A 15,097-nucleotide genomic window follows, 5' to 3' on the forward strand; every position below is an offset into this window, starting at 1 on the left:
CGTGCCGTCCTTGAACCGAGGTTTTCAAATGAATCCCATGAAGAAGGTCTTGCTGGCCTGCACACTTGTCGCATCGGCACTGGGTGGCGTGCAGGCCCAGAGTGCGCGAAGTCCCGAAGGCCGGCCCGACTGGCCCGGCGCCGGACAGCTCTTCGTCGGCGTGAACTACCAGCCGGTGGATCGCAGCCTGGACCAAGTCAAGCGCGATGTCGGCCTGATGAAGCAGTCCGGCTTCAAGGTCGTGCGCATGGGCGACCTGGCCTGGGACTACTTTGAACCTGCGGAGGGTCGATTCGATTTCAGGCACTTCGACGCGGTCATGGACGAGATGCACGCCGCCGGCATCCGGGTCATCCTCGACATTCCCGGCCTACCTGCGCCGATGTGGCTGCACCACCGCTACCCGGGCGTCGACATCACGAACCAGGCTGGCACGCGGCTGGCGCCGGCCGAGCGCTATATGGACAACATCGGCGACCCCGACTACCGGCGCCTGGCCGCGCGCATGGCCGACACGCTGACCCGGCGCTACGCCCGGCATCCGGCGCTGCTGGCTGTGGGCTATGACAACGAGATCGGCAACGGCTTCATGTCGTACGCCGAGGCCGACCGCCAGCGCTTCGTGGGTTGGTTGAAGAAGCGCTACGGCAGCACCGAGGCGCTGAACAAGGCCTGGGCCACGCAGCGCTGGTCGCGCCGCATCGGCACCTGGGACGAGGTGCGCCTGCCCTATGCCGAGGGCCCTGGGCCCGCCGAGCGCTACCTGGACCTGCGCCGCTTCTGGTCCGACCTGACCGTCGCGACGCTGGATGACCTCGAGGCCGTGCGCCGCCGGAACACGCCTGACAAGCCTGCACTGTCCAACTACTGGGACTGGTCGGGCCGCAAGGGCTTCGACTACCTGGGCAGCTACCGCCAGCACGCCACCTTCGGCGCGATGGGCTTCTATGCCGGTGAACCGGTGGGCGGCGCCTGGGAGGCGACGCTCATCAAGGGCGGCATGAGCACGCCTACCTGGTTCAACGAGTTCACCGCGGGCGGGGGCGGTGCCTATGGCAGCAAGGGCTGGTCGCGCATGTGGGCCAATTTCGTGCTGCTGATGGGCGGCCAGGCCGTGCTGGCCTGGACCTTTAACAGCCATCTCGGCGGCGAGGAGCAGGTGCTGATGGGCCTGCTCGACCACGACGACCGCCCCTCGTGGAAGCTGGACGAGTGGGCCCAGATCGCCAAGGACTACGCCCGGCTCGAGAAGCTCGGCTTTCCGCGCCACGTGGCGCCCAAGGTGGCCATCGCCTATGCCTTCGACAACACGGCCGCTCACAGCGCCAACGGTCCGTCCAACACCTCGCGCCAATACCTGAAGACGTCCTACCTAAAGCAGGCTCATGGTGCGTTCGAGCCGCTGCTCAAGGACAACATCGACGTCGCCATCATCAAGCTGTCCTACGAGGACCTGAGCCGCTACCGCCTCATCGTGCTGCCTGGCATGTACCTGCTGGACAAGGCTTCCACCGAAGCCGTGCGCAAGTTCGTCGCCGACGGCGGGACCGTCGTCATGACTGCCCAGTCGGCCAAGGTGAACGACAACAACCAGTGGCACGCCACGCCATTGCCGGGCGGCCTGACTGACGTCTTCGGCCTGCAGACCCATGAGTTCTACGACGTGGCCGGCACGATGAAGCTGGGCGATGAGGAGATCCGGAGCACGATCGAGCACTACGAGCTGCTGGAACCAGCCGGCGCCGAGGTCCTGGCACGCTTCACCGACCTCGACGGCCAACCGCCGGCCATCACCGTCCACGCCTTCGGCAAGGGTCGCGCGGTCTACGTCGCCACGCCGGCCCAACCCGCGATCATGCGGCCGCTGCTGCGCCGGCTCTGCGCCGACCTCGGCATAGCGCCCGGCCCCAGCACGCCTGACGGCGTGTTTGCGCGGGTGGTAGACGGCCGGGTGTTCTATGTGAACACGCACGCCACGCCCGTCGAGGTCGCCATCGACGGCACGTTCAAAAGCGTGCTGAGCAGCAAGCGCTGGACCGGCAGCCTGCGGCTGGAGGCACGGGGCGCCGAGTTGCTGGAGCGGTGACCCGAGGCGGCGGCGACGCGGCGTCGTGCGATGTGTCCATCGCGGCGCCCAACTGATCGGCCGGCACTGCTGCAGGGCACCACGGCTGCAGCATTGTTCACGCTACCATGGTGGCGGACATGCGGATTTCGCCATCGACAAGATGGAGTGCAAACCTTCAGTCCGAAGAGCGAAGGTAACGTCACGCGCCCTATCAATTGGCCTAACCAAAACACGGGTTCAGCGGCGAACTTGCTACACTGGTAAGACCATTGAACGCTACCACGCTGTCGCGTTCGCCCCCGTCCCCCTCCTTACCCCTGATCCAATGAAACTCCTCCGCTACGGCTCGCCCGGCCAGGAACGCCCGGGGCTGCTCGACGCCCTGGGCCGCGTGCGCGACCTCTCCCAGCATGTCGGCGACATCGCCACCGAGGTGCTCACGCCCGCCGGGCTGGACCGCCTGCGCGGCATCGACGAGACCACGCTGCCGCTCGTCTCGGGCGTGCCTCAGCGGGACCTGCGTCTGGGGCCCTGCGTCGGTCGCGTCGGCAAATTCATCTGCATCGGCCTCAATTACGCCGACCACGCGGCGGAATCCGGTCTGCCGGTTCCCACTGAGCCCGTCGTCTTCGCGAAATGGACCAGCGCGATCTGCGGCCCCGACGACAACGTGCAGATCCCGCGCGGCTCGGTCAAGACTGACTGGGAGGTGGAGCTGGGCGTCGTCATCGGCCAGGGCGGGCGCTACATCAGCGAAGCGGAGGCGATGAACCACGTGGCGGGCTATTGCGTCGTCAACGACGTGTCTGAGCGCGAATGGCAACTGGAGCGCGGCACGCAGTGGGACAAGGGCAAGGGCTGCGACACCTTTGGTCCCCTCGGCCCCTGGTTGGTGACGGCCGACGAGGTGCCCGACCCGCAGCAGCTGGACCTCTGGCTGGAGGTCGACGGCCACCGCTACCAGAACGGCAACACGCGCACGATGGTGTTCACCGTCGCGCAGATCGTCAGCTACCTCAGCCGATTCATGAGCCTGCAGCCGGGCGACGTCATCTCAACCGGCACGCCGCCCGGTGTGGGTCTGGGCCAGAAGCCGCCGGTCTACCTGCGACCCGGCCAGACGATGAAGCTCGGCATCCAGGGCCTGGGCGTGCAGACGCAGAAAACCGTCGCCGCCTGACCATGGCGCGCATCACCAGCCTGCGCACGGTGGACGTGCGCTTCCCCACGTCACGGCTGCTCGACGGCTCGGACGCGATGAACCCGGACCCGGATTACTCGGCCGCCTACGTCATCCTCGAGACCGACGCGCCTGGGCTCGAAGGCCACGGCCTGACGTTCACCATCGGCCGCGGCAACGAGATCTGCTGTGCCGCCATCGAGGCGATGCGCCACCTCGTCGTGGGGCTGGAGTTGGGCTGGATTGCCGCCGACATGGGCCGATTCTGGCGGCACGTCACATCGGACAGCCAGCTGCGCTGGATCGGTCCAGACAAGGGCGCCATCCACCTTGCCACCGGCGCCGTCGTCAACGCGGTGTGGGACCTGTGGGCCAAGGCCGAAGGCAAACCCGTCTGGCGGCTCGTGGCCGACATGAGCCCCGCGGAGCTGGTGCGCTGTATCGACTTCCGCTACATCACCGACTGCATCACGCCCGACGAAGCGCTGGCGCTGCTGACTCGCGCCGCCGAGGGCAAGGCCGAGCGCATCGCCACGCTGCAGCGCGAGGGCTACCCCTGCTACACGACGTCGGCCGGCTGGCTGGGCTATCCGGACGACAAGCTGCGCCGGCTGTGCCAGCAGGCCGTGGACGCCGGCTTCAACCACGTCAAGCTGAAGGTCGGCCGCGACCGCGCCGACGACATCCGCCGGCTGCGAATTGCGCGGGAGGTGCTGGGGCCGGACCGCCAGCTGATGATCGACGCGAACCAGGTCTGGGACGTGCCGGTGGCCATCGACTGGCTGAAGGATCTGGCCTTCGCAAGGCCCTGGTTCATCGAGGAACCGACCAGCCCCGACGACGTGGAGGGCCATCGTGCCATCCGCGAGGCGGTCCGGCCGATGAAGGTCGCCACAGGCGAGATGTGCCAGAACCGCATCCTGTTCAAGCAATTCATGATGCGCGGCGCCATCGACGTGGTGCAAATCGACAGCTGCCGGCTGGGCGGCGTTAACGAAATCCTGGCCGTCATGCTGATGGCCGCCAAGCTGGACCTGCCCGTGTGCCCGCACGCCGGCGGCGTGGGGCTGTGCGAGTACGTGCAGCACCTGTCGATGATCGACTACCTCTGCATTGCCGGCACCCGTGAAGGCCGCGTCATCGAGTATGTCGACCACCTGCACGAGCATTTCGTCGACCCCTGCGTGGTCCGCGACGCGGCCTACATGCCGCCCGCAGCGCCGGGTTTCTCGATCACGATGAAGCAGGCATCGCTGAAGGCTTACACCTTCGGGTCGTGAAGCGACCCGTGCCACGACACCGCCACCTGGAGCCGCCTAACCTGAATTTCCGGCGCACTTCATCCGTCGCTTGCCGAAGGGCATGGGGCGACAACTCAACGACGCGTCACCCAGCCCGCATGACCGGCCACCAGACGATGGCCAGCAGTACGGGCACAAGCAGCACCCAAGGATAGAAACCCACCCCACGCTTCGGAAACGGAAATCGCATGTTCATGAGCAGAGCCAGCACCAACGCGACTGCCCCGAGCATGGCCGAAGGCCAATGCAGCTGTTCCTGTGCGACCAAAGCCGCCATCAGCACGATAGCGGCCACGGAACTGGGCAGGCCAACAAAGCATTCACCGAATCGATTGCGAATCAGGCCGACCTCCGAATAACGAGCGAGCCGCACCACGACGGCCACTACGAAGGCGGCTGTCACGAGTGACACCTGGGCGTCAGGCTCCCAGGTCGGCCGCATGGCCCGGGCCGCAGCAAAGGCCGGCAGAACCCCGAAAGCCAGCAGGTCTGCCAGGCTGTCGAGTTGCGCGCCCATCGGCGAAGAAAGCCCCAACTTACGGGCGAGCTTCCCATCCAGCACATCGCAGACCAGGCAGACCGACAGACAAAGCATCGCCACCGCGGTTGCGGCCACACCGCCTGGCCGGCTCAGAGACAACAGGCCGATCACTGCGGAGACGACCGACCCCAGCGTTAGAAGGTTTGGCAAGAAAGCAAGGCTGGGCATGAGGGCAAGGCATGTACGACAGCACCGCCAGACGGCACCTGACGGCAGTTTGGCTCTTCAATTCGTGATGGGACGCCGACGTCGTTGAGCCTCTGTCAGCACTCGGGATGGGATGGAGCTCCACGCGTTCGACGGGCGCGAAGTATGAAGCACGCCATAGCGGCTCCAGATGCAGTTTGCGGTCAGATTGCGCAGCCCGAGCAAACGAGCGGAGTCAGTTGTGCCGGCGCATCCGTGGCCTTGGGCATGATCCCGGGTTTTTCTTTCCGGGCAGACGCTCTCTTGATCAATAACTTCTCAGCGATCTGGCGGTTTTCGCCTGCGCCGGGCACGCTCTGGACCCTCGTGGGCGGTGGCCTGATCGCCATCACCGCCGCTATCGCGGTCACACGGCTGCACCCTTCACTTCGGAACCAACCCCGCGTCCAGCAAGCCGTGCAGTCCTGGCTCCCCGTCATCCTGATTGCGGCCCTGACCGTACTTCTGGGGCCCGCCTTGACCTGGGTGACGTGCATGCTCACCTCACTGGCACTGCTTCGCGAGGGCATGAGGCTGTTGCCACTGCCCACCGCCCACCGGCGCCTTCACGGCGTCCTCGCAGGACTGCTGAGCGTGGTGGCGCATGCGTTGGCGGCCGCAGGTCAGGGTCCGTTGGCTCTTGTCCTGTGCTTGATCTACACCAGCCTTCTCCTCGCCCCGGTGCACATGCTGACCGCGGGCCCGGCACAGTTCCTCGCACGAGTCGGAGGTCTGATCCTAGTTATCAACGCGTGCCTCACGCTGTTCCTTTTCGTCTGCCTGCTGGTGTTGCAGGCCCCCGCCGGCCGGCCTTACGGGGGGCCAGGTCAGGGCTGCTTCTTCTTTGTGTTGATCATCTTCTCCGATGGCATGCAATACGTGGGCGGCAAGCTTTGGGGCCGCCATGCCCTGGCCCCGTCCATCAGCCCTGGCAAGACCTGGGAGGGCGTGGCGTTTGCGGCAGGCGTCTGTGCCGCACTGGGTGCGGCACTTGGCCCTTCGTTGTTGGCTCTTCCCACCTGGGCCTGCGTGCTGCTGGCGTTTTCCATGGTCGTCCTGGGGCTGATTGGAGACCTGCTCGTCTCCTGCTGGAAACGCGACATCGGCGTCAAAGACACAGGCTCCGTTCTTCCCGGACAGGGCGGCGTGCTGGATCGCTGCGACAGCATGATTTTTGTGGCGCCCTGGTTCTGGGCGCTCATGCAGGTGACCGCCTAGACAGAGCCCAATAGAACTTCACAGACCCGATTTCGCACGAATGCCAAAAATAACAATGGGGATTCAACCCTTCCCGCAAGCGCCGACAGACCAGTCGGCCGCGTCATCGCTGACTGCGCTGCGCGCACAGCTTGAAGCCGCTGGCTGCTTCGAGCGCAAGCCGCTGCGTGCCGTGGCCGAACTGGTCGCGAATCTGCTGGGCAGCGTGCTGGCGTTTCTCGTGGCACGCCAGCTGATGCGGGCCGGAGCGCCGTGGGCTGCGGCACCCATGTTTGCCGTCGGCAGCTTCCTTTTCTATCGCAACGGCTGGTTGATGCATGACGCAGCGCACGGCGGCAGTTGGCCCGGCATCAAGGCCAACCGCTGGTTCGCCGCCCTCGTCGCAGGCGTGCTCGGTGAATTTCCCAGCGGCTGGCGGCATGGGCACAACCGTCATCACGCCCGCACCAATGTGCTCGGCGAAGACTGGGACCAGCGCGAGCGTTGGGATCCCACGCGGCGGTACAGCTCGCGGTGGCGGGCTTGGATGGGACTGTTCCTGTTCACCCGCTATCGCGGCATCTATCTGCCTGCCTCGCTACTGTTCATGGGGCTGCGCGATGGCTACTACTGCAATCGGCACTACCGAGACCGCTTTGCGGCGGAGCTGACGGCCGTGATCATCGGCTTGGGGCTGCAGCTTGGGGGCTTCATCTGCCTGGCAGGGGTCTGGCAGGGCGTGTTGCTGTTCCTGCTGCACACGCACCTGGGCATGATCTATTTGAACTCGGCGTTTGCAGGCAATCACTACGACTTGGAGACCTTCACGCCAGAACAGGCCCGCGAGCTCGATATGGCCAGCCTGCAGGCCCGAACCACTCGCAACTACGCCGGGGGCTGGTGGACACACTATGTCTTCGGCGGACTAGAAAAGCAGCTCGAGCACCACCTCTTCCCTCATCTGCCCCGCCATCATCTGCATCGCGCAGCCCCCTACGTTCGCGACTTTGTGCGAGCACGTGGACTCCCGTACCACGAAGCGCCCTTTTGGCACTGCTACATGCGCGTACTTGATTTCCACGTGGACCCACCACGCACCCAGGCGCCGCGCACATGACAGCGGGGCGCCGCTGGACAGCATCCCGGCAGCGCTGGGCCCGCAACCTTGGCTTCCTGTCGTTTTCGTTCGCCAACACTGCGGCGATCACGGTGTTTGCCCAGCACCATTTCTGGCGTCATCCACAGGAAGCACTGTGGACTTCCGTTGTGCTGCTCGGCGGCGCCGTGGCCGCGTTGCTGGGGCTGTCCTGGAGCGAATTCGGACCGGGAGCCAATACGCGCGCCGCACTCTGGCTCGGCTGGCCCGTGTTTGCCACGTCGCTACTGCTGGCAGGTACCGACGCAGTGTCCGGCGCTCCCGGCTTTGCCGTGCTGATGTGGGTGCTGTGCTTCAGCACCAGTTTGCTGATGCAGGAGTTCGATGCAAGGTCGGTGGAGCAGGCAGGCTTTGACGAACGGGTCAGCAATGATCTGTGTATCTCACTACTGCGCTTTGTCGGCATGCTGCTCGCGCCGTGTGCCTTCAGCGTGGTCACTCCGGGAGGCTGGGGCGCTGCACTATTGATGCTGGCTCTGGCCTCGATAGTGGCCTTGAGCGGATGGCGGTTGCTCGCCACTGAATCACCGGCAGTTCAGCAGGCTGCGCAGTCTCCTGCGCACACGCAGCTTCGTTTGCGCAGCCAGGCGGCCAAGCTTTGCGGCGAGCAGCGAGCTCGCCCCCCGAGCGGCGCCTCCATGTCCTGGGCAGAGCGCAGGCTCTGGGCCGCCGGCGTTGTCGTGTACGCCAACTACTGCGTACTGGCCAGTGCAGCGCCATTTCTACTGCGCGACCTGCTGGTTCAGCCGCAAGCCATGGAGCGGGCTTGGGTGCTGGTGTCGCTGGTCTACGCAGCAGCCATGCTGTGCAACGGCCTCGTCCAATGGCGCCGCTGGCAGCCACGCATCGGCTGGCTGCGTGTCGCACCGGCCACCCTCGCGGTGGCGGCGGCATGTCTGTGCTCGCCGGGCGCCGCAGCGGTCGGCTCATGGTGGACGCAGGGCGTGGCCAGTGTCGCACTGGGCGCTGCGTTCGGCCTATTCATGATGGGTTACCGGAACCACGTCACTCGGCTGGCATTGGATGAAGGTCGGCCCGAGATGGTCTCCCGCTACAACCGGATGCCACGCTGGGCCACACTGCTAGCCTTCGCTGTGCTCGCGGCTCTTGCGGCGGGGTCCTCGCGCACCGCGCCATCACTATCGACGAGCGTTGCAGGCTACCTGCTGGCGTCGTCGCTGCTGCTGACGCTGTTCGCCACTCGATGGGCGGGCACGCCTCCCGGAGCGCTTCGCGCAGCTTGAGGCTGCAGCTTGTGAAGCAGGTGCCGCCGGGTGCCTTCGCACACGAGACGGATATATTGGTCACGCGGCATGTCAAAGGCAGCGTGTGGCGACAGCTCAAATTGATAGGTCCTGTGCGTGAAGTACTGAAAGGAGCGGAACACGCTCTCCAGCACCTTTTCAAGCCGAGCGGCCTGTCGACCAACGATCGGGTTTCGCGTGAGCCGGGCCCACCGCCCGGCCAGCCGCAACGGCAGCAGGTGATACCACCAGTGCTGCAATTCACGCCATCGGGTGTGGCGGTCAAACGCTTTCAACTGGACGGAGCGCTGCTGCGGATGACGCTTGAAGTACTCCACGGCAAGTTCGGCGAATCTGTCCAGCGGCAAGTTGCGAGGCCGGCCGGCGACTGCGTGCACGATGGCTGAACCCGCCTCTGGCGCGACATCGAATGCATGCTGACGGATCATGGATGCGACCTGATCAACAGGCACCACGTCGAGCTGCGCGCGGCGATCACCTGAGACCACGCGCAGGTAGCCCGCTGCCAGGCACAGCACGAAACCGGCCAGAGCAGCCGAGCTGTCGATCCAGCCCGGATGCGGGAACTGCTGGGCCACCGAAATGATGCTGGGGCGCAGCAACGTGACCGGCACTCGGGCGCGGCGAGCAAGCAGCAAGTGTTCGGCGAGGCACTTGGTGAAGGTGTAGGTGTTCGGGTGTCCGCACAAGGCCAACGCCTGCGCCTCGTCCAGCTGACCGGCGTCGATCGCAGCCAGCAACGCCTCGGCACCGCCCGTGCCTTCAGGCAGCGGCTGCAGGGTTTGCTGCAGCACGCCCTCGCGATGCGGCTGCACATAAGCGGTGGAAACGCTGAGCAGATGCGGCAAGGACTGACATTGCTCAGCGAGGGACTGGACCTCTAGCGTGCTGCGGACATTAGCCTGAAGGGCCTCTTTCAGTGGCAGGTTGAAGTCCACCGACGCGGCGCAGTGCACGATGTGAGTCAGCTCGCGCTTCAGCCTCGCGAGCATATCGGCCTCCAGCCCCAACAGAGGCCGGGCCACGTCACCAGGCACCGCGACGACATCCCGATGCCAACCTGGTTCGAACTCGCGGAACGCTTCCGAGGTCAACAGTTGCTCGTTGAAACGCTCGGCTGCCGTGCGCCCCTTCTTGGGCCGGATCAGTACATAGATGGCCGACAGCCCGAGCACCTCACGGTGACGCACGAGATCAGCGAGCACAACCTTACCGAGAAAGCCGGTTGCACCGGTCAGCAGCACAGCCCGGGCGCGCGGCGGGAAGGACTTAACGGACATGGGCGATGGAGGGTTCGGCTGCAGGCTGGACAGTCGACGACGGAGAGGGCAAAGGCCCCGGCGCTCTGCGCCCCTGATTGCGCAACCCGAAGATGGCTTGAGGATCGAGGCTGTCGAACAGTTGCTGGCGCAGTGCGACTTCAGCACGACTCAAGGTGACACCCAGGAAGCCGGCGCGCAGCTTGCCGATGCCGTGATGGTGGGACAGCGAGCCGCCGCAGGCGAGGATTTCCTCTCGCGCCTCATGCTCAAGCTCGGCGTAGAGGGCATGCGCATCTTCGACGCCCTTCGCATAGATCGCCAGATAGAAATAGATGCACACGCCGGTCGGATAGACCTGCGTGACGCGGCAGCTGACGAAGGGAAGCCCGGGCAGCCCTCGCGCAGCATGCGCACGGCGCACGCGGGCCTTGACCTGCTCACAAAGCTGAGGCGCCTGCGACCATGCCACCGACGTCTCGAAGGACTCCGCAATCATGTGGTGCCGCATGATGAAGTCGCGGATATAGGCAATCGCGAACGTCAGCTGGTATCCACGCTGGCCATTCTCTGCGCCACCACGCATGCCACCGTGCCGTCGGGCGAGCTGTCTGAGTGCATGGGCCTGCCCGCTGACTTCGCCAGCCTCTCCTTCGTGGACGACCGTGCATGCGACCATGCGGTCGGCGTCGTATCCGAGCACACTCAGCACGAACCACTTCTCCAGGCGCGACTTCAGCCGCGCCAACCCGGAGGCGGGTGCGCCCTTGAGCGCTTGGCCAAACTGGAACTGCGCGTTATCCACGAGGCGCAGGCTCGCCGGCACCGAGCCACGGTCGGAGGCCGCCCGCATGAATGCAACACCCGACTCGAAGTCCTTGAACACATACGAGTCGTAGCGCTGGACAGGCGGCAACGGGTGCAAGCGCACGACAGCGCGGGTGACGATACCGACGTTGCCTTCACTGCCGAAAGCCAGCAGGCGAGGATCCATGCCGCAGGACTCTCGCGGAGAGGCATGGCGGCGGCTGACGAGTCCGTGACGGGTCGCGAGGTGCACGTCGAGCACGACGTCCTCGATATTGCCGTACCGATTCTTCTTCATGCCGCTGGCGTGGGTGGCGATCCATCCCCCAAGCGTCGAGAACTCAATGCTGTCGGGCTCGTGACCCATCGTGAACCCATGCTTGGCCAGATGCCGCACGATGTGTCTCCCCACCGCGCCAGCCTCGATGCAGGCCATCCGGTTGACGGGATCCAGCCAGATGAGCCGATTCATGCGGCGCATATCCACCGATACGATGCAACGCGTCTCCTCGGGCGGACAGCGCAACGCCTCGGACACGTTGGTGCCTCCGCCATAGGGCACCAGCACCCAGCACTGCTCACGCGCCAGTTCAATCAACGCAAGGATCTGATCCTCGGCATCGGGACAGACTACGACGTCCGGCACCCGATCCATACCGCCTCCGTACTTGATCGCCGCCATTTCATCCTGGGTATGGCCGTGACCGTGTCGCTGACGTGTGCGGTCATCGGTGACCACCCAGCTCGACCCCACCACCTGACGCAGCGCGGCAAGCTGACCACTTGTCGCCCGGCTGGCCGGCACGGGCACGCTAGGCAAGGACTCCCGGCGATCATCCGCACGCAACTCGATGTCCATCAGTCCCTCTATCCAGGGGACCAGAGAGGTCATCTTCTGCTGACTCAGCGCATAGCGCCCGCCTTGCATCACGACGCTGCGATCAGGCAGCAGCTCGAAACGGGAATCATCGAAGCCCCAGACAGTCAGGCTCTCAGTGCCATCGTCGGCGATGAGCGGTTCGTTCAGGATTTGCCGACTGGTGGGCGGTGGGGACTCGTAGCTGGTGGACATGTTCGCTGGGCGGATTCAAATACATCGGGTACCCGCTCGCGAAAGACTCCTGCGGCGATGCCGCTTGGCCGTCACGGGGTAGCCGAGGGGCGCCGATGCTAGCCGCGCCTCCAGCCATGCCAAGACAAGCGACTGATCATTCCGGTACTTGTCATCACCGAGGGCGAACCAAGGGGTGGTCGGTTCACGAGCACGGAGGCAAGGGCTGACCCTCGCATGCCGCAATGCGTGCGGAGACACCGACAGAAGCGCCAATCTTGCGGGACCCTGAGCCTCCGTCCCGTCGAACCGAATGTGGCGGGCACCTTCCATGACTCGCCTCTACAGTTGGCCAAACCTGCAAAGACTGTTCGCTACCCGCTTGGCTAGCTGACCGAAAGCGGCCGCCCGGTCGACGACAGCCCAGCCACACCCAGCGGCAGACGCATGCAGACCGGTGAGCAGCCGCCTGAGGCACTGCTGGCCCATCGGCAGCAATGGCCAAAGCGCTGGCGCATTCGGGCTGCTGTTAGCTGATGGCACTGGGCACAAGACCGAGCAAGGAAGCTGAAGGCCCCAATTGGCCTAACCAGAATACTGGCTCACCGTCGACTTCTCGACAGGGCATCAGGGCGGCCCGCGCTCAGCGAGCTGCACGATCTCGGCGACAACGAGTTCGGGCCACCGCAGCTTGGCGCGGTAATGTGACGACGATTGTGCTGCCTCGGCCACCACCGGCGTGGCGGCTGTCTCTAACGGCTGCCCACCCAGCATCAATGCGACGCCTTCGGCGCCGAGTGGCAGGTGTGCGCCGATTCCGCCCGGCCACTCATGCGGCCGCGAGCGGCGCATGGCGTCCGTCGATAGGCACGGCCACCAGATCTGTCGGCACGGGGTTGACGGCCATCTCGGCAGTGCTCAGATGAACGCGTCGATCGGCGTCCGCCAGCCGCATCGCGTCCAGCGCCGCCTCGACGCGCGACAAGGCCGCCTTCGTGGCGCGGGCAGCAGCCAGCGTGATGATCACGCCCTCTACGGCGCCCACGACCTCACGAGCATTTCGTCGAGCCCTGCGTCGTGCGCGACGCGGCCTACATGCCGCCCGCAGCGCCGCGGTTCTCGATCGCGATGAAGCCTGCATTGCTGGATCTTTATCGGTTCGCTGCCTGAGCGCGGCGCGGGTCACTCACGGCCGACGGGTCCGCTGCGGCACGGCGGGGTGATCAGCCCACCTTGAACACAGCCACTGAAGACAGCAGGTGCTCGGCTTGCTGCTTTAGGCTGGCCGCGGCGGCTGCGCTTTCTTCCACGAGTGCTGCGTTCTGCTGCGTGACCTGGTCCATCTGGGAGATGGCCTGGCCGACCTGCGTGACCCCGGAGCTCTGCTCCGAGCAGGCCGAGCTGATCTCTCCCACGATGTCACTGACGCGGCGGATCGCATCGACGATTTCCTGCATCGTCTGCCCGGCCTGGTCGACCAGCGTCGTGCCTTGCTCTACCTGCTCGACGCTGTTCGTGATCAGCGTCTTGATCTCCTTGGCTGCCTCGGCGCTCCGTTGGGCCAATGTGCGGACCTCCCCGGCCACAACCGCGAAACCGCGACCCTGCTCGCCAGCCCGCGCTGCTTCGACGGCGGCGTTCAGCGCCAGGATATTGGTCTGGAAAGCGATGCCGTCGATGACGCCGATGATGTCCGCAATCTTCTTGGACGACTCGTTGATGTTCTTCATCGTGTCGACCACCTGGCCCACGACGTCGCCGCCGCGGGCCGCCACCGACGAGGCACCGCCGGTCAGTTGGTTGGCCTGGCGGGCATTGTCGGCGGTATGCCGCACGGTGGCGCCCAACTCGTCCATCGTCGCCGCGGTCTGCTGCAGCGCGCTGGCCTGCTCTTCGGTGCGCTGGCTCAGGTCCAGGTTGCCCTGCGAGATCTGAGCGCTGGCGGTGGCCACGCTCTCCGAATTGCTACGCACGCCGGACACCACGTCGGCCAGCGACTTGCGCATGTCTGCCAGGCGGGCGATGAGGCTGGTGGTGTCGCCGGGCGCGACGTCGATGTGGATGCTCAGGTCGCCACGCGCCACGGCGCCCACCAGTTCCGCCGCCTTGCCGGGCTCACCACCCAGTTGGCGGAAGACGCTGCGGATCACCGTCATGCCCAGCGCGACGGTCAGTGCGGCCATTAGCAGCCCGCCGAAAATCAGCACCTTGGACGTGGTGTCGCTGGTCGACTCAAGCTGCTGGGACCGGACCTCGAGCAGCTTGGATTCCTCACCCATGAACTCGGCGACACCCGCGCGGAAGGCATCCATCGACGCCTTGTCCCGGCCTTCCTTGAACGTCGCCTGCAGATCTTCGAGCTTGGCCTTGCCGCTCGTCACATCGCGGCGCAGCGTCATCAGCGAGTTCGCGACGCTCATGAACTGGCGATGGTGGTCCATCAGCTTGCCCAGCCGGTCCTGCTGGGCGGCGTTGTCCGATGTCAGCTCCTTGGCCTTCTGGATGGCGCGACCGAAATCCGCCTCGCCGGCCTTGAGTGGATCAAGGAACCGTTCCTCGCCGCTGGCGACAAAGCCGCGCAGACCGGTCTCGATGTTAACCATGTTCAGCAGCATGGTTTGGCCGGCGTCCAGCACCTGGTAGGTGTGCGTGTTCCACGAGGTGGCCTCGCGCATGCGGCTGATGTTGTAGACCGCGGTGCCAAACAGCACACAGGCCAGCGCCAGGATGGCAGCAAAAGTCAGGGTCAGACGTTTCTTCAACGTCCAGGTGGACTGAGACATGGAGGTTTCTCGTTTTTGTGCGTTCCAGGACTGCGGGACGCAATACGACGAATGCGGGCATCGAGCCAGCGGCGGGCGCCCCGGCTGGCAACTCGCAGCCTGCACCATCAGGGCAGCTCAGCAATGTATAGATACAAATGCCTTCTGCGTCAGCAGATGACATCTCATGTGTGCAATATGACTTCATCTGATAAATATGATTCAACTCACACCATAAAAACACAGCCTTGAGCGCGCAAGACGCGCGTCGAGAACCGCGAGCTCCGTGCGACGGTGCAGGCCGCACGATGAACCTTCCGGACG

At 65.2% G+C, this 15,097-nt stretch carries 11 protein-coding genes; 6 read left to right on the top strand and 5 right to left on the bottom strand.

Features of this window, described 5'->3' with window-relative positions:
• The first annotated feature begins 37 nt into the window (after positions 1–37).
• The 3 genes from LXT13_RS07555 to LXT13_RS07565 all read left to right on the top strand — a co-directional run bounded on the left by LXT13_RS07555 (position 38) and on the right by LXT13_RS07565 (position 4,528).
• The gene (locus LXT13_RS07555) at positions 38–2,086 is read left to right on the top strand and encodes a beta-galactosidase (RefSeq protein WP_233371229.1); all 2,049 of its coding nucleotides are present in this window, start codon (positions 38–40) and stop codon (positions 2,084–2,086) included.
• 307 nt (positions 2,087–2,393) lie between these two features.
• The gene (locus LXT13_RS07560) at positions 2,394–3,248 is read left to right on the top strand and encodes an ureidoglycolate lyase (protein WP_233371230.1); all 855 of its coding nucleotides are present in this window, start codon (positions 2,394–2,396) and stop codon (positions 3,246–3,248) included.
• 2 nt (positions 3,249–3,250) lie between these two features.
• Complete coding sequence (locus LXT13_RS07565; protein ID WP_233371231.1) at positions 3,251–4,528, top strand: L-fuconate dehydratase; 1,278 nt, start codon at positions 3,251–3,253, stop codon at positions 4,526–4,528.
• A gap of 106 nt (positions 4,529–4,634) precedes the next feature.
• On the opposite strand, the gene LXT13_RS07570 is transcribed toward LXT13_RS07565, so the two are convergent.
• Complete coding sequence (locus tag LXT13_RS07570) at positions 4,635–5,258, bottom strand: CDP-alcohol phosphatidyltransferase family protein (RefSeq protein ID WP_233371232.1); 624 nt, start codon at positions 5,256–5,258, stop codon at positions 4,635–4,637.
• Between the two features lie 282 nt (positions 5,259–5,540).
• Between LXT13_RS07570 and LXT13_RS07575 the strand changes: the two genes are divergently transcribed.
• From LXT13_RS07575 to LXT13_RS07585, 3 genes are all read left to right on the top strand, one after another.
• Entirely contained in the window at positions 5,541–6,494 is a 954-nt protein-coding gene (locus LXT13_RS07575; protein ID WP_233371233.1) for a phosphatidate cytidylyltransferase, read from the top strand.
• A 55-nt stretch (positions 6,495–6,549) separates the two neighbouring features.
• Entirely contained in the window at positions 6,550–7,590 is a 1,041-nt protein-coding gene (locus tag LXT13_RS07580; protein WP_233371234.1) for a fatty acid desaturase family protein, read from the top strand.
• A gap of 92 nt (positions 7,591–7,682) precedes the next feature.
• Positions 7,683–8,873, top strand: a complete 1,191-nt coding sequence (locus LXT13_RS07585) for a hypothetical protein (protein ID WP_233371235.1) — start codon at positions 7,683–7,685, stop codon at positions 8,871–8,873.
• On the opposite strand, the gene LXT13_RS07590 is transcribed toward LXT13_RS07585, so the two are convergent.
• The 4 genes from LXT13_RS07590 to LXT13_RS07605 form a co-directional block, all read right to left on the bottom strand.
• Positions 8,789–10,174: a fatty acyl-CoA reductase gene (locus tag LXT13_RS07590; RefSeq protein ID WP_233371236.1), complete on the bottom strand. Its 1,386-nt coding sequence runs from the start codon at positions 10,172–10,174 to the stop codon at positions 8,789–8,791. The two genes, LXT13_RS07585 and LXT13_RS07590, sit on opposite strands and share 85 nt — an antisense overlap.
• A complete protein-coding gene (locus LXT13_RS07595; protein ID WP_233371237.1) occupies positions 10,164–12,032 on the bottom strand; it encodes an FAD-binding oxidoreductase in 1,869 nt (622 codons plus the stop codon). The genes LXT13_RS07590 and LXT13_RS07595 overlap by 11 nt, the downstream gene beginning before the upstream one ends.
• An 808-nt stretch (positions 12,033–12,840) precedes the next feature.
• On the bottom strand, positions 12,841–13,056 hold the full coding sequence (locus LXT13_RS07600) for an FCD domain-containing protein (protein WP_233371238.1): 216 nt from the start codon (positions 13,054–13,056) through the stop codon (positions 12,841–12,843).
• A 178-nt stretch (positions 13,057–13,234) separates the two neighbouring features.
• Positions 13,235–14,794, bottom strand: coding sequence for a methyl-accepting chemotaxis protein (locus LXT13_RS07605; protein WP_233371239.1), 1,560 nt, complete (start codon positions 14,792–14,794; stop codon positions 13,235–13,237).
• Positions 14,795–15,097 lie beyond the last annotated feature (303 nt).

The organism is Pelomonas cellulosilytica (assembly GCF_021353265.1).
In the GTDB taxonomy this organism is placed as follows: Bacteria; Pseudomonadota; Gammaproteobacteria; order Burkholderiales; family Burkholderiaceae_C; genus Pelomonas; species Pelomonas cellulosilytica.